The organism is Caulobacter hibisci (assembly GCF_016135805.1).
Taxonomy (GTDB): domain Bacteria; phylum Pseudomonadota; class Alphaproteobacteria; order Caulobacterales; family Caulobacteraceae; genus Caulobacter; species Caulobacter hibisci.
Window position 1 is genome coordinate 111,931 of record NZ_JADWOX010000012.1, and the last position, 14,587, is coordinate 126,517.

Here is a 14,587-nt window from a genome sequence, read left to right on the forward strand (position 1 = left end):
AGGCCCCTCCATGTCGCGTCCCGCGGCCGCGCCGGCTTCCGGGAAGCACCGCGGCGTCATCGCCCAAGACCTGATCGAGCTGCTGCGCCTGGCCGGGCCGGTGGTGCTGTCGCGCCTGGGCATCATGGTCATGGGTTTGACCGACGCCATCGTCGTGGGCCACTATTCGGCCCAGCAGCTGGGCTTCCACGCCATGGCCTGGGCCCCGACCTCGGTGTTCGTCACCGTCACCGTCGGCCTGCTGGCAGGAACCCAGGTGATGGGCTCGCGCGCCCTGGGGGCGGGCAAGCCGCACGAAGCCGGGGCGGTGCTGCGCCGGGGCGTGGTCTACGCCCTGTGGCTGGGCCTGGCCGGCACGGTGCTGCTGGCCCTGGCCGCCCCGCCGCTGCTGCGCCACGCAGGCATCGACCAGACCCTGGCCGATGGGGCGACCGCGCCGCTGATCGTCTTCTCCCTCTCCTTGACGCCCTACGCCCTGAGCGTGGCGTTGAGCTTCTGGCTGGAGGGCCTGGGTCGCCCCGGCCTGGTGACGATCCACATGTGGATCGCCAACCTGATCAACCTGGCGGTCAACCTGCTGCTGGTGCCCGGCGTCCTGGGTCTGCCGGCCCTGGGCGCGGTGGGCGCGGCCTGGGCCACCTTCGTCGCGCGGGTGGCCTTCACCATCCTGCTGGCGGTGGTCATCGTCCGCCTGAAGGACGCCCGCGCCATGGGCGTGTTCGACAAGCCCGCCCGAGATCGCGCGGCCGAGAAGGAGCAGCGCCGCGTCGGCTACGGGGCGGGCACGTCCAACCTGTTCGAGGTCTCGGCCTTCGCCGGCATGAGCCTGGTGGCCGGCTGGCTGGGCGGGCTGAATGTCGCCGCCTGGGCCGTGGTGCTGAACGTGGCGGGGATCATCTTCATGGTGCCGCTGGGCCTGTCGACCGCCACCGCCGTCCAGGTCGCCCGGGCCCATGGCGCGCGCGATCCGGCGGGCATGAGCCGGGCCGGCTGGATCGCCTTCGCGGTCACCGCCGTGTTCTCGCTGGTCGTGGCCGTGCTGCTCTATCCGCTGCGCCACCTGGTGGCCGGCGCCTATACCGCCGACCCGGCCGCCATCGCCCTGATCGCGCCCGCCCTGGCCCTGACCTGCCTGTTCCTGGTCCCCGACGCCACCCAGGTGGTCTGCGCCCAGGCCCTGCGCGCGCGCGGCGAGGTCTGGATCCCGGCGGCCACCCACATGGTCGCCTACGCCCTGATTATGGGACCGCTGGCCTGGTGGCTGGCCCTGCCGATGAAGCTGGGCGTCGACGGCATCGTCTGGTCGGTGATCGTCACCAGCTTCGCGGCGGCGGCGATGCTGCTGGGGCGGTATCGGATGCTGGATAAAAGAGGATGATCCTTCTCCCCCTGCGGGAGAAGGTGTCGTCCGAAGGGCGACGGATGAGGGGTCTCTCAGACGCAAAACGCCGCGACAGCTGATCAGCCGTCGCGGCGTTTCTGTTCGTGCGACCCCTCACCCGACCCGCTTCGCGGGCCACCCTCTCCCGCAAGGGGAGAGGGATCAGATGTTCGCCCCCAGGATCCAGCCTTCCTCGTGCTGGACCTCATCGACCAGCGCTTCCGGCGCGTCCTTGCCCGGCCCGAACAGGGCGGCCAGCTTGCCGGCCTCGTCGAGCTTGGCGAAGTGTTCGGCCAGGGTGCGCACCTGGGCCAGGTCCTTGATTTCGCCGGGACCGGGGACGGCCTTGACCAGCGAGGGATAGACCTCGGCCGCCACCACGTCGACGCCCTCCAGGTCGGCCTCGGTCAGGGGCTTGAAGCCGGTCTCGAACGGCCAGATGCGAACCGCGTCGCCGCGGGCGTCCTTCAGGCGGCGCACGGCCGGGATGCCCATGATCGCCTGGCCGCCGACCGAGCCGTTGTAATAGAGCTTCCAGATCGAGTGCGCGCCCTTGGCCGCCACGTCGGCGTGGCGGAACTCCGGCAGGTCGTCGGGACCATGCTCGCGGGTGCGCTTGGGCTGCAGGGTCGTCAGCGCGTCCTTGGGCGGGCAGCCCCAGAACGGGAACGGCCCGCCGGTCAGGCGGCGGTTGATCTCCGAGCCCACCCCGAAGCGGTTGTTGGTGTTGTCGGCCTTGTCCTTGACCATCTTGTTGATCTGGTCCCAGACCGCGCGCCAGGGCTTGTCGCCCGGCAGGTTTAGGGCCGCCGAGAAGCCGCGCGGGAAGCCCAGCGGGAAGTCGAAGCCCAGCAGGGCGCGCTCGCCGCGCTTCTTCAGGTCGTCGAGGATGACGGCGATCTTGGACTCGGCCTCGTTGCGGGTGGCCGGGTTGTAGCTCTCGAACGTCAGGCGGAAGCGCACGTCGCGCTTGAGCACGCCGATCCAGACGGAATCCGCGCCCGTGGTGGGCTTGGCCGCCGCGCTCCAGTCGACGATCACATAGGCGCTGAAAAGCCGCGACACAGCGGACGCTCCGTCAAATCCAAACGAAGCGCGCTTCTACTCCCCCGAAAGGCGAGCGGCTAGAGCCTTTTAGCCTCACATGAAATCATGTGAGGCGGCTAAAAAGGCTCTAAATCAAGCATTTAGAGCGTGGCAGGCGCCGAAACCGCTCACACTTTCGGCTGCCACGCTCTACGGGTTAAGCGGCGTTTTGCTCGGCCGCGATCGCGGCGATGCGAGGCGTACGGATGTTCCAGCGGGTCGGCGGCTCGCAGACCGGGCCCAGGGCGGCGCGGACGATGGCCGGCGGGGTGCGCTCGTCGGGGGTCATGAACAGGCCGTTGGCCTTGATCGCCAGGCCCGCGGCCTTGCTGGCGCCCAGCATTGTCAGGGGCACGGCCAGGATCAGGCCGGCCAGGATCGGGGCGGTGGCGGTCAGCAGGTCCGGCGTGAACCAGAACATCGCGGCCAGGGCAAGGCCCGTGGCGCTGATCCAGCCCATGGCGGCGCAGGCTTCACGGAAGCTGAGCTTGTCGGCGTCGCGGCGCTGGGCGCTCCAGCCGCCGACGCGGCCGGCCAGAATCTCGATCAGGGCGCGGGTCTGGGTGAACATCAGCATCGGGGCGACCAGGGCCGAGAGCAGCATCTCAACGCCCAGGCCGGCCATCACCCGGCGACGGCCGCCGAAGCCCTTGATCTCGTGCTTGCGCATGAAGATCAGGGTGGCGCCCATGATCTTGGGGCCAAACAGCAGCACGAAGGTGATGATCATCGCCCAGGCCGTGGCCTGGATCTCACGCCAGTCGATCAGGGCGTGGGCGGCGGCCTGCAGGTCGGCCATGGTGAAAGCGGCCTTCTTGACCTCGGGCATCAGGGCCCGCGAGATCACGCCGGCCGACAGGGCCACGAACCAGATCGGCGACAGGGCGTAGCTGAGCACGCCGATCACCAGGTGCAGGCGGCTCATCCAGTGCAGGCCCGGCAGGCCGATCAGCGGCACGTGCTGGACGTTGCCCCGGCACCAGCGGCGGTCGCGGGTGGCGAAGTCGAGCAGGTTGGAGGGGCTCTCTTCGTAGGAGCCTTCCAGATAGGGGGCCAGGTGCACGGCCCAGCCGCCGCGGCGCAGCAGGGCGCTTTCCAGGGCGTCGTGGCTCATCACTTCGCCGCCGAAGGGCTTGGGGCCGTTCAGCGAGGGCAGGCCGCAGGTCTGGGCGAAGGCCTTGGTGCGGATGATGGCGTTGTGGCCCCAGAACGAGCTTTCCGAACCCGACCACCAGGCCAGACCCGTCCAGGCCACGCGGCCATAGAGCTTGGTGGCGAACTGCAGGGTGCGGGCGAAGATCGTCTGGCCGTTGATGATCGTCGGCATGGTCTGGATCAGGCCCACGGCCGGGTGACGCTCCATGGCGTCGGCCAGGCGCACCATGGCGTCGCCGGTCATCAGGCTGTCGGCGTCCAGCACCAGCATGTGCTCATAGTCGCCGCCCCAGCGCGCCACCCAGTCGGCGACGTTGCCGGCCTTGCGGCCCACATTGTCCGCGCGGCGGCGATAGAAGGCGTGGCTGGAGGCCTCGCGGCGGAAGCGGGCGAAGCAGGCCTGCTCGGCCAGCGCCACGGCCGCGTCGCGGGTGTCGGAGATGATGAAGATGTCGAAGGCGCGGCTGTTGCCGGTCTCGGCGATCGAGGCGTCCATGGCCCGCAGGCGGGCGAACACCGCCTGGGCGTCCTCGTTGTAGACCGGCATCAGGATCGCCGTGCGGGCGCGCGGCTTGGGCATGGGCTTGCTGCTGTCGATGCCCAGCGGGTCCTTCGGCGTGCGCAGCAGCACCACGAAGCCGGCGACGGCGGTGACGAACCACAGGGCCAGGGCCAGGAACAGCGGGGCCAGCAGGGTGATGCAGACGGCTTCCAGGCGGGTGACGCCGCCCAGGGCCACGGTGTCGAAGGTGGCCTTCCAGCCGGCCGCGCCCATGATGGCGGTGGCGATGAACACCACCCAGCGGCGCATCGTCGTTTCCGAGCCCGGGGTGCTCACGGCGCGGGCCGCGCCCTGCCAGAAGCCCAGCGGCTGGACCGGCATGGCCAGGGGCGCCTCGGTCGGGATCTCGACCCGGTCGCGCGGGGAGATCACGGTTTCGAAGGCCACCGGGGTGGAGGTGGCCAGGTCGAAGAAGGCGCCGCGTTCGGTCATCGGGTCCGTCTCGGTGGATCCGACCGTAGTCGGACGAAATTCAGAGCCTCGATTCACGCCGAGCGCCTTCACGGGACGCCTCCGGTCCGCTAGGGATCGGCTGCGTTCGGGAGGGGTCTGGCGTTGCACGAAGTCCGGCGGGGAGCCGCCGACGCAGCTAGAGTAAAACTTCGATCACGAAATCGCTATCGAAAATGTGATCGATTTCGCAGTTGCGATAAAAAATCTGTGCAAATGCGCTTAATGGCGTAGCCGGAAGAGAGCTTGAGATTGGGCAAGGCTATGAAGTTCAAGGTGGTTTTGGCGCTTTTCGCGGTCGCGGGATTGGCCGCCTGCGGCCCTGGTCCGAAGAACGACGCCTCCAAGCCTGCCGCCGCTCGGCCCGCGCCGCCGATCTCGACGGCGCCCGAACACGAGACTCGAGGCGTGATCGCCTCGGTGAACGGTCAGGTCCTCACGCTCGATCACGACGGCGCGACCGCCGCGCCGCTGGCCGCGGGCCGCACGACCTTTCAGGCCTATGCCGACGTCCTGGCCGAGGCCCCGCTGGATCCCGGCGCGCGGGTGACCTTCAAGTTCCGCAAGGCGGCCGAGGGTGAGGGCTGGGAACTGACCGAGATGCGGGGGCGGTAAGACGTCAAAGATCCTCTCCCTGTGGGAGAGGTGTCCGCGAAGCGGACGGAGAGGGGAGTGGCTTATGACTTCCCACCGCGGCGGCTGAAAACGTCCCCCCTCCGGCCCTCCGGCCACCTCCCCAGAGGGGGAGGATCCTGCTCGGCGGGAGCTTCGCCTAGCGACTGAGGGGTTTAGAGCTTCACCAGCATCTTCCCGAGGTTCTCGCCCGAGAACAGCTTGATGAAGGCTTCCGGCGCGCTTTCCACGCCTTCCAGCACCGTCTGCTTCCACTTCAGCTGGCCGGAATTGATCCAGCCGGCCATGTCGCGGACGAATTCCGGGAACAGGTCGTAGTGGTTGGCGACGATGAAGCCCTCCAGCCGCAGGCTCTTGCCCACCGCCATGATGATGTTGGACGGGCCGGGCGCGCGTTCGGTGTCGTTGTACTGCGAGATCATCCCGCACAGGGCGAAGCGCCCGAACGGCCGGGCTGAGTTCAGGGCCGCCTCCAGGTGCGCGCCGCCGACGTTCTCGAAATAGACGTCGATCCCCTTGGGGGCGACCTTGGCCAATTCGGCGACGACGTCGGGCGTGGCCTTGTAGTCGATCACGTGATCGACGCCGATCTCCTTGAGGAAGGCCACCTTTTCCGGCCCGCCGGCCGAGCCGATCACCGTGTGGCCCTTGATCTTGGCGATCTGGCAGACGACCGAACCCACCGCGCCGGCGGCGGCCGAGACGAAGACGACGTCGCCTTCCTTCAGGGCGGCCACGCGCAGCAGCCCGGCATAGGCGGTCATGCCGGGCATGCCGGCCACGCCCAGGAACATCTCGGGCGGCATGCCGTGGGTGGAAAGCTTGGTGATCCCGCCCATCGGCCCGGCGGCGGCCAGGGCTTTCGGATTGGCGTTGAAGGCCTCGCGCCAGCCGAACATCGAGCTGACCAGGGCCCCGACCTTGAAGTCCGGATCGTTGGAGGCGACCACCTCGCCGACCGCGCCGCCCTGCAGGGCCTTGCCCAGCTCGAACGGCGGCACATAGCTCTTCCGGTCGCTCATCCGGCCGCGCATGTAGGGATCGACCGACATGTAGAGGTTCTTGACCTGGATCTCGCCGTCGCCGGGCGCGGGCAACTCGACGCTGGCCAGTTCGAAATTGTCGAGCGTCGGCGCGCCGACGGGGCGGCTTTTCAGGCGGATCTCACGCGACGTGGTCATGGCGACCTCCCTTTATGTTCTGGTTCAAACGAATGTTTAGCGCTCGTCCGCGTCGCCCGCCAAAGCTTTTCGCGGCATCCCGAAGCGGCTAGAGACAGCGCCCATGACCCAAGATCCTCAAGTCAAAACCCTGAAGGCCGGCGTTGTCGGCGCTGGCGTGTTCGGTGGCTACCACGCGAAGAAATACGCCGAGCTGCCGGGCGTCGAGCTGGTCGGCGTGTTCGACATCGACCTGGCGCGCGCCCAGGCCCTGGCCGGCCCGCTGGGCGCTGCGGCCTTTGACGACATGGACGCCTTCCTGGCCGCGGTCGACGTCGTCACCGTCGCCACCCCGGCCGTGCACCACGCCAAGGCGGCCCTGGCGGCGCTGAAGGCGGGCAAGCCGGTCTATTCCGAAAAGCCCCTGGCCGTGTCGCCGGAAGACGCTGACGCCATGATCGCCGCCGCCGCCAAGGCCGGCGTGCCGCTGGCCTGCGGCCACCAGGAACGGGTGGTGTTCCAGGCCATGGGCCTGCTCGACATTCCCGAACAGCCGCTGCGCCTCGAGGCCGTGCGTCGCGGCACGCCGTCGGACCGCAATCTCGACGTCTCGGTGGTGCTGGACCTGATGATCCACGACATCGACCTGGCCCTGGCGCTGTGCGCCGCCGATCCGGTGGCCGTGGAAGGCGAGGGCGAGGCCGCGCGCGGCTACGGCCTGGACTGGGTCAAGGTCGAGGCGACCTTTGCGAATGGGTTCACCGCCGTGTTCGACAGCTCGCGTGTCGCCGAGGCCCGCGAGCGGACGATGAAGGTCGTCTTCCCGTCGGGCGAGGTCGAGATCGATTTCCTGGCCCGCACCTTCCGCAACACCACGCCGTTCCCGCTGATCGAGGACTTCACCGAAACCCCGGCCGGCAAGGATCCCCTGGGCCAGAGCGTCGCCGGCTTCCTGAAGGCCGTGCGCAGCGAAGCCCCGCGTCCGGTCGTCACCGGCGAGGAAGCCGCCCGGGCGCTCGACCTGGCGCTGGCGGTCGAGCATTCGGTGGATTGAGGGGGAGCTTTCTCCCGCTTCCACAAACAGAAGTCATCGCCCGCTTCATGCGGGCGACCCAAGCTGACTTTGCCGAGTAGCCCTTGGCCGGCTCGGCTTGGGTCGCCCGGACAAGCCGGGCGATGACTTCTTTTTTTTGAGTTGCGAAGGGTCTACGCCTTCCGCCCCCGCAAGCTCCTCGTCTGCAACACCGTCGCCACGGCCGCCAGACCCGCGCCCAGCAGCGCCACGCCGGTCCAGCCGCCCGCGTGCCAGGCCGCCGCGGCCGCGGCCGATCCCGCCGCGCCGCCTAAGAACATCCCGCCCATGAACAGGGTGTTGAGCCGCGCCCGCGCCTCGGGCCGCAGGGCGTAGACCAGGTGCTGGTTGGAGATCAGCGCCCCCTGGATGGCGAAGTCGAGCAGCACGACCCCAGCGACCAGGCCGGCGATCGAGATCCAGGTCCCGAACAGGATCCACGAGGCCAGGGTCAGCACCGCCCCCAGGGCGATGGTCAGGTGCGGGCCGCGCTTGTCGGCGATGCGGCCGGCGATCGGCGCGGCCAGGACGCCGACCACGCCGACGATCCCGAACAGGCCCGCGACGTCCGCGCCCAGGTGGAAGCGGCGTTGCAGGTGCAGGGCCAGGATCGTCCAGAAGGCGGTGAAGGCGGCGAACAGGCAGGCCTGGGTCAGGGTCGCCCGCCGCAGGGCTGGGAACGCGCGCCACAACTCGCCCAGGGAGGTCAGCAGGGCCTTGTAGGTCAGGTCGGCGGCCGGCTTGCTGCGGGGCAGGGCGATGGCCATCAGGCCCGCCGCCGCCAGGGCGATCGGCGCGCCCAGCCAGAACATCGCCCGCCAGCCGCCGTGGGTGGCCACCACCCCGGCCAGGGTGCGGCTGAGCAGGATGCCGCACAGCAGCCCCGCCATCACCGTGCCCACCGTCTGACCCCGGCGTTCGGGCGCCGACAGGTGAGCGGCGAAGGGCACGATCTGCTGGGCCACGGTCGCCCCGGCCCCGACCAGCAGCGAGGCGGCCAGCAGCAGGGCGGCATTGGGCGCCAGGGCGGCGGCGACCAGGGCCACGGCCAGCACCAGGAACTGGCCGACGATCAGGCCCTTGCGCTCGACCCGGTCGCCCAGCGGCGTCAGCAGGAACAGGCCGGCGGCATAGCCCAGCTGGGTCGCGGTCGGCACGAAGGCCGTCACGGCGCCGGGCAGGTCGCGCTCCATCAGGCCCAGCATCGGCTGGTTGTAGTAGATGTTGGCCACCGCCAGCCCCGCCGCGGCGGCCATGGCGAAGGTCAGGCCTCGGCCCAGGGCATGGGTTTCCGGCGCGTCGGAAAGGGCGGCTGTACTCATCGGCGACTCCAGGCCGCCCGTCGTCGAAGAGGGGGTGGGGGCGGCGTTCCGTATCGGACGCCCGGCATATAGGGCTTCGGGGTGCGATTTATAGGACGGCATTGCGCGGTCTGGACCCTTCCTTCCACGGGTTTTGTGGTTTGATCGGGAAGGACTTTCTGGTTCATCCAGGTCTCACGCACCATCCGGAGCCTTTCTTGACCGACGACCGCACCCACAAGCAGCGCATGCTGGCCGGCGACCTCTATGATCCGATGGACGCCGAGATCGTCGCCGACCAGGAACAGGCCCTCGACTGGATGGAGCGCTACAACGCCCCGGGCCAGACGATCGCCCAGCGCCAAGTCCTGCTGAAGGAGCGTTTCGCCAGCGTCGGTCCCGGCGCCAACATCCGCGCGCCGTTCCACTGCGACTATGGCTACAACATCGTGCTCGGCGACGGGGTGTTCATGAACTTCGGCTGCGTGATCCTCGACGTGACCACGGTCTCGATCGGAGACCGCACGATGATCGGCCCGCACGTGAAGATCTTCGCCGCCGACCATCCCCGCGACGCCGAGACCCGCAAGACCGGCCTGGAATTCGGACGTCCGGTGACCATCGGCAAGGACGTCTGGATCGGCGGCGGGGCGATCATCGTCCCCGGCGTCACCATCGGCGACGGCGCGGTGATCGGGGCCGGCGCCGTGGTCACCCGCGACGTGCCGGCCGGCGCGACGGCGGTCGGCAATCCGGCCCGCGTGAAGGGCGGCTAGGAGGCCTTCTTGGTCTTTGCGGCCGTCTTCTTGGCCGGAGTCTTGGTCGCCGCCGCCTTGCCGGCCAGGCTGTTGCGCAGCGCCTCCATCAGGTCGACCACGTTGGTGTCCTCGGCCGGGGCCGCCGTGACCTTGGCCTTGCCGCCCTTTTCCTTGCGCTTGATCAGGGCGCGAAGGGCGTCCTCGTAGCGGTCCTTGAAGGCTTCGGGCTCGAACGGGCCGTCCTGCTGCTCGATGATCTTGCGGGCGATGGCGATCATCGAGGGATCGGCCTTCCTGGCCGGGATGTCGTCGAACAGGTCGGCCGGGTCGCGCACCTCGTCGTAGGACCTCAGGGAATAGGCGATCAGCCCCTTGCCGCGCGGCTCGATGGCTAGCAGCCGCTCGCGGGTGTGCATGACCACGCGGCCCAGGGCGATGCGCTTGGCGCCGGCCATGGCGTCGCGGATCACCGAATAGGCCTCGACCGCCAGCTTGCCGTCGGGGACCAGGAAATAGGGGTTGTCCCAGTACAGCCGGTCGATGTCGGCCACGTCGACGAAGCGCTCGATGTCGATCGTGCGGGTGCTTTCCAGCCGCACGCTTTCGATCTCTTCCGGCGTGACGATGACGTAGCGGTCCTTCTCGACCTCGTAGCCCTTGACCAGGTCGGACCGCTCGACGGGTCCGAGGTCCGGGTCCGTCGCCACCATCTTGATGCGGTTGTGGGTCTCGGGGTGCAGCAGGTTGAAGCGCACCTCGCCGCCGGGATTGGTGGCGGTGTAGAGCGCCACCGGGCAGGTCACGAGCGACAGCCGCAGGTGGCCCTGCCAGGTGGGACGGGCGGCCATGTCAGGTCTTGGCTCCGGCCAGGGTCTTCTTGACGGCCCGCAGCGGGGCTTCCTCGACCTCGGTATTGGCCGCCTCGGTGACCGGCGGGCGGCCCTTCAGGGCGGCCACGAAGTCGTCGCGCCAGGCGGTGACGTCCTGGCGGGTGACGTTATCCATCAGATATTCCCAGCGCCGCTTGCGCTCGGTCTCGTCCATGGCGAGCGCCCGGCTGAGGGCGTCGGAGATTTCCTCGGGGCTGTTGGGATTGATGATCAGCGCCTCCTTCATCTGCCGCGCGGCGCCGGCGAAGCGCGACAGGATCAGCACGCCCGGATCGTCGGGGTTCTGCGAGGCCACATACTCCTTGGCTACCAGGTTCATGCCGTCGCGTAGCGGCGTCACCAGGGCTGCCCTGGCCGCGCGATAGACCCCCGCCAGCTCGTCGCGCCGGTAGGAGCGGTTGAGGTAGCGGATCGGCGTGAAGTCCATCTCGGCATAGGCGCCGTTGATCCGCCCGATCAGCCCGTCCAGCCGATGGCGGATGTCCTGGTAGGCCTCGACCTCGTCGCGCGAGATCGGCGCGATCTGCAGCAGCATGACCTCGTTCCGCGCCTCCTCGTTGTCGTGCAGGAAGCGCTCGAAGCCGATCAGCCGCTCCTCCAGACCCTTGGAGTAGTCGAGGCGATCGACGCCGACGACCATCTTGCGGAACACGCTGTGGGCGGCCATCCGGTCATAGACCCGCGTGGCGCGGCTGCTCTTGGTGATGCGGGCGAAGTCCTCGGCGTCGATGCCGATCGGGAAGGCCCCGGCCTCGGTCACCTGGCCAAAGGCGCGCAGGCGGCCGTCCTCGGTCTTCTCGCCGCCCACCTCGTTGAGCACGTAGCCCTCGAAGGCCTGCAGGCTCTCCTCGGTCTGGAAGCCGATCAGGTCGTAGTGGAACATCGCCTCCACCAGCGGCCGGTGGCGGGGCAGGGTGACCACCAGCTGGTGGGCCGGCCACGGGATGTGCAGGAAGAAGCCGATGCGGTTGGTCACGCCGAGGCGCCGCAGCTCCCGCGCCATCGGGATCAGGTGATAGTCGTGCACCCAGATGATGTCGTCGGGCTCGATCAGCGGCCGCAGGGTCTCGGCGAAGCGCTTGTTGACCCGGTCGTAGCCCTCGCCGAACGAGCGGTCATAGGCCGTCAGGTCGACGCGGTAGTGGAACAGCGGCCACAGCGTCTTGTTGGCGTAGCCGTTGTAATATTCCTGGTAGTCGCCGTCCTCGAGGTCGACCGTGGCCACGGTCACGCCCTCGATGCGCTGCATCGACAGCTGGCCGGTGAATTCCGGCGTGGTCTTGCCGCTCCAGCCGAACCAGATGCCGGAATATTCGCGCAGGGCCGCGGCCAGGGCCATGGCCAGGCCCCCGACGCTTTCCTCGCCCTTGCCGGAGGGCGGGTTGACGCGGTTGGAAACGACGATCAGCCGGCTCATCGGGTCATCTCCTGCACGGCGGCGTCCAGCCAGGCGTGGACGGCTTGCGGACCCTCCAGGCGATAGGTCGCGGCGGTCGGGCGCTCGGCCCCGACCAGCACGCCGAAGCCGCCCAGGCGGGCGGCGGCCGCAAAGCCGTCCTCGTCGGTCAGGTCGTCGCCGACGAAGATCGGCACGGCGCCCCGGAAGGCCGGCTCGCGCAGCAGGGCGGCGACGGACGAGCCCTTGTCCTGGCCGGGGGTGCGCAGTTCGGCGACCATGTCGCCCAGTTGCAGGACGAGGCCGGTCTGGCGCGCTAGGCGCTCGGCGGCCTCGACCACGGCGTCGGCGGCCGACGGGGTGTTGCGATAGTGCAGGGCCAGGCTCAGGTGCTTGTCCTCGAGCAGCAGGCCGCGATCCGAGCGGGCCAGCTCGCCGAGGATGTCGCGGGCCTCCAGCAGGCCCTCGTGCGGCTCGGCGCGAAACTCGCCGGCCGGGGTGCGGCGCTCAAGCCCGTGTACGGCGGCCAGATAGGCCACGCCGTCGGTGCCGAGGATGCGGGAAAGATCGTCGAGCGAGCGCCCGCTGACCACGGCCACGCGGTCGTTCAGCGCCGCGCGCAGCCGTGCGAGCAGCGCCGCCCGCGCGGCGTCGGGGCCGACGTCGTCGGGCCGGGGCATGATGGGCGCGAGGGTTCCGTCGAGGTCGAGGAACAAGGCGGAATTACTGGGTATCTTGATGGGCGGCGGCGGAAGATCCGACGGCGCAAGCCGAGCGGCAGACCCGTACACGGTCATGCAGTTAGGCCCCTTTCACTATGGAACTAGGCGCCAACAACGCATCCGCGGCCGATTTCGATCCCCTGCACGGTCCAGCTGTGCGTCACGTTTCGCTCACCAAAACGTGCACCCTGCTGGGTTGACGCTCCGTCAGCGGACGGATGTCCACGGTCGGCTGAGCAGGGCCGCGCAGTTGATCAGCCCGACCAGCGAGTAGGTCTGCGGGTAGTTGCCCCACAGCTCGCCGTCCTCGAAGCCGATGTCTTCCGACAGCAGGCCGGCGGCCGTGCGGCGGCCCAGCATTTCCTCGAACAGGTCGCGGGCCTCCTCGATGCGACCCTCCAGGTAGAGCGCCTCGATCAGCCAGAAGGTGCAGATGTTGAAGGCCGTCTGCGGCGTGCCGAAGTCGTCGGGCAGGGCGTAGCGCAGCAGGTAGGAACCCTTGCGCAAACCGGCCTCGACGGCCGCCACCGTGGCCTTGTTGCGCGGATCGTCGGCGGCCAGAAAGCGCAGGTCGACCAGCTGCAGCAGGCTGGCGTCCAGCTCCTCGCCGCCGAAGGTGGCCGCGAACCGGCCCAGGGTCTCGTTCCAGGCCTGGCCGTCGATCGTGGCGCGCACCTTGGCCGCCCGTTCGTTCCAGAGGGCGGCGCGGTCGGTCAGGCCCAGCTTCTCGGCCACATTGCCCAGCCGGTCGCAGGCGGCCCAGCACATCACCGACGAATAGGTGTGGACGTTGGCCCGGCCGCGGAACTCCCACAGGCTGGCGTCGGGTTGGTCGTGCAACTGGAAAGCCCGCTCGCCCACCGGCTCCAGGGCCTTGAAGTCGTCGATCGTCGCGGGCCGCAGCAGCCGCTCGTCGAAGAAGGCCTGGGTCGAGGACAGCACGATCTGGCCATAGACGTCGTGCTGCTGGTGCTCGAAGGCCTGGTTGCCGATCCGCACCGGCCCCATGCCGCGATAGCCGGCCAGGTCCGGGGCGAAGCGCTCGATCAGGGCCGGCTCGTAGCCCACCCCGAACAGCGGCTGGATATGGCCGCCCGCCGCCCGGTCGACGATGTTGCGCAGGTAGGAGAGGTAGTTCTCCAGGATGTCGACCGCGCCCAGGCGGTTCAGCGCCTGGACCACGTAGTAGGCATCGCGCAGCCAGCAGTAGCGGTAGTCCCAGTTGCGGCCGCTGTTGGCGTGCTCGGGCACCGAGGTGGTCATGGCCGCGACGATCGCGCCGGTCTCCTCGTGGGTGCAGAGCTTCAGGGTGATGGCCGCGCGGATCACCGCCGACTGCCAGTCCAGCGGCACGGCCAGGCCCCGCACCCAGTTCAGCCAGTAGTCCTCGGTCTGCTGCAGCATCCGCGCGGCGGTGGCCCCGACATCGGCGTCGAAGCCCTCGTCCGCGCCCAGGAACATGGCGATCGGCCGCTCGATGCGGAACGTCCGCTCCTCCAGGATGTGCGAGACCGGACAGTCGGTGGTCAGCCGGATCGTCATGTCCGAGCACAGGTAGCGGATGTGGTTGGAGCCGTGCGTGTGCTCGGCCAGGCGCGCGCCCCAGCTGGCCGAGGGGCGCAGGCGGATGGTGGCGCGGCAGACCCCGCTCAACGGCCGCACCAGCCGGATGAAGGCCGTGGGCCGGAAGATGCGGCCGAACTGCTGGTAGCGCGGGGCGAAGTCGAGGATCTCCAGGCTCGCCCCGTCGGCGTCGGTGATCACCGTGCGCAGGATCGGGGTGTTGCGCAGATAGGCCTGGTCGACGCTGGTGGCGCCGTCCACGACCACGTCCCACAGCCCCTTGCCGCCCTCGAACGGCGCCTCAAGGCCGCTCAGCAGGGTGCTGAACACCGGATCGGAATCGACCCGGGGCATGCAGCCCCAGACGAAGCGGCCTTCGCGGTCGATCAGGGCGCTGACGGCGCAGTTGCCGATCGGAAACAGGTCGAGGTTCTGGGGCATGGGATGCTCTTCTTGCT

General features: G+C 69.2%; 12 protein-coding genes. 4 read left to right on the plus strand and 8 right to left on the minus strand.

Annotated elements, in window-relative coordinates:
• Nucleotides 1-10: 10 nt before the first annotated feature.
• The gene (locus I4Q42_RS16975; protein WP_198577269.1) at nucleotides 11-1,378 is read left to right on the plus strand and encodes an MATE family efflux transporter; all 1,368 of its coding nucleotides are present in this window, start codon (nucleotides 11-13) and stop codon (nucleotides 1,376-1,378) included.
• Between the two features lie 165 nt (nucleotides 1,379-1,543).
• On the opposite strand, the gene I4Q42_RS16980 is transcribed toward I4Q42_RS16975, so the two are convergent.
• Both I4Q42_RS16980 and mdoH read right to left on the minus strand, forming a co-directional pair.
• On the minus strand, nucleotides 1,544-2,446 hold the full coding sequence (locus tag I4Q42_RS16980) for a cobalamin biosynthesis protein CbiG (protein WP_198577270.1): 903 nt from the start codon (nucleotides 2,444-2,446) through the stop codon (nucleotides 1,544-1,546).
• 178 nt (nucleotides 2,447-2,624) lie between these two features.
• On the minus strand, nucleotides 2,625-4,616 hold the full coding sequence (gene mdoH, locus I4Q42_RS16985) for a glucans biosynthesis glucosyltransferase MdoH (protein ID WP_198577271.1): 1,992 nt from the start codon (nucleotides 4,614-4,616) through the stop codon (nucleotides 2,625-2,627).
• Nucleotides 4,617-4,886: 270 nt separating this feature from the next.
• Here mdoH and I4Q42_RS16990 point away from each other — a divergent pair, with 270 nt between their 5' ends.
• On the plus strand, nucleotides 4,887-5,249 hold the full coding sequence (locus tag I4Q42_RS16990) for a copper-binding protein (protein WP_232793229.1): 363 nt from the start codon (nucleotides 4,887-4,889) through the stop codon (nucleotides 5,247-5,249).
• A 173-nt stretch (nucleotides 5,250-5,422) separates the two neighbouring features.
• Here I4Q42_RS16990 and I4Q42_RS16995 read toward each other — a convergent pair whose 3' ends face one another.
• Nucleotides 5,423-6,448 carry an NADP-dependent oxidoreductase gene (locus I4Q42_RS16995; RefSeq protein WP_198577272.1) on the minus strand — a complete coding sequence of 342 codons (1,026 nt, stop codon included), beginning with the start codon at nucleotides 6,446-6,448 and terminating at the stop codon, nucleotides 5,423-5,425.
• Nucleotides 6,449-6,551: 103 nt separating this feature from the next.
• Between I4Q42_RS16995 and I4Q42_RS17000 the strand changes: the two genes are divergently transcribed.
• Nucleotides 6,552-7,481, plus strand: coding sequence for a Gfo/Idh/MocA family protein (locus I4Q42_RS17000; protein WP_198577273.1), 930 nt, complete (start codon nucleotides 6,552-6,554; stop codon nucleotides 7,479-7,481).
• A 152-nt stretch (nucleotides 7,482-7,633) separates the two neighbouring features.
• On the opposite strand, the gene I4Q42_RS17005 is transcribed toward I4Q42_RS17000, so the two are convergent.
• On the minus strand, nucleotides 7,634-8,821 hold the full coding sequence (locus I4Q42_RS17005; protein ID WP_198577274.1) for an MFS transporter: 1,188 nt from the start codon (nucleotides 8,819-8,821) through the stop codon (nucleotides 7,634-7,636).
• Nucleotides 8,822-9,018: 197 nt separating this feature from the next.
• Between I4Q42_RS17005 and I4Q42_RS17010 the strand changes: the two genes are divergently transcribed.
• Nucleotides 9,019-9,576, plus strand: coding sequence for a sugar O-acetyltransferase (locus tag I4Q42_RS17010; RefSeq protein WP_269816519.1), 558 nt, complete (start codon nucleotides 9,019-9,021; stop codon nucleotides 9,574-9,576).
• Here I4Q42_RS17010 and ku read toward each other — a convergent pair.
• The 4 genes from ku to I4Q42_RS17030 all read right to left on the minus strand — a co-directional run bounded on the left by ku (nucleotide 9,573) and on the right by I4Q42_RS17030 (nucleotide 14,570).
• Nucleotides 9,573-10,406, minus strand: a complete 834-nt coding sequence (gene ku / locus I4Q42_RS17015) for a non-homologous end joining protein Ku (RefSeq protein WP_198577275.1) — start codon at nucleotides 10,404-10,406, stop codon at nucleotides 9,573-9,575. The genes I4Q42_RS17010 and ku overlap by 4 nt on opposite strands.
• A gap of 1 nt (nucleotide 10,407) precedes the next feature.
• On the minus strand, nucleotides 10,408-11,865 hold the full coding sequence (locus tag I4Q42_RS17020) for an alpha,alpha-trehalose-phosphate synthase (UDP-forming) (RefSeq protein WP_198577276.1): 1,458 nt from the start codon (nucleotides 11,863-11,865) through the stop codon (nucleotides 10,408-10,410).
• Entirely contained in the window at nucleotides 11,862-12,641 is a 780-nt protein-coding gene (otsB, locus tag I4Q42_RS17025) for a trehalose-phosphatase (RefSeq protein WP_198577277.1), read from the minus strand. Before otsB ends, I4Q42_RS17020 begins: the two co-directional genes overlap by 4 nt.
• 132 nt (nucleotides 12,642-12,773) lie before the next feature.
• Nucleotides 12,774-14,570, minus strand: coding sequence for a glycoside hydrolase family 15 protein (locus I4Q42_RS17030; protein WP_198577278.1), 1,797 nt, complete (start codon nucleotides 14,568-14,570; stop codon nucleotides 12,774-12,776).
• Nucleotides 14,571-14,587: the final 17 nt, after the last annotated feature.

Coding starts and splice junctions, on each gene's coding strand:
- I4Q42_RS16975 (WP_198577269.1), top strand. CDS start 11: ATGTCGCGTCCCGCGGCCGCGCCGGCTTCCGGGAAGCACCGCGGCGTC.
- mdoH (WP_198577271.1), bottom strand. CDS start 4,616: ATGACCGAACGCGGCGCCTTCTTCGACCTGGCCACCTCCACCCCGGTG.
- I4Q42_RS16995 (WP_198577272.1), bottom strand. CDS start 6,448: ATGACCACGTCGCGTGAGATCCGCCTGAAAAGCCGCCCCGTCGGCGCG.
- I4Q42_RS17000 (WP_198577273.1), top strand. CDS start 6,552: ATGACCCAAGATCCTCAAGTCAAAACCCTGAAGGCCGGCGTTGTCGGC.
- I4Q42_RS17005 (WP_198577274.1), bottom strand. CDS start 8,821: ATGAGTACAGCCGCCCTTTCCGACGCGCCGGAAACCCATGCCCTGGGC.
- ku (WP_198577275.1), bottom strand. CDS start 10,406: ATGGCCGCCCGTCCCACCTGGCAGGGCCACCTGCGGCTGTCGCTCGTG.
- I4Q42_RS17020 (WP_198577276.1), bottom strand. CDS start 11,865: ATGAGCCGGCTGATCGTCGTTTCCAACCGCGTCAACCCGCCCTCCGGC.
- otsB (WP_198577277.1), bottom strand. CDS start 12,641: ATGACCGTGTACGGGTCTGCCGCTCGGCTTGCGCCGTCGGATCTTCCG.
- I4Q42_RS17030 (WP_198577278.1), bottom strand. CDS start 14,570: ATGCCCCAGAACCTCGACCTGTTTCCGATCGGCAACTGCGCCGTCAGC.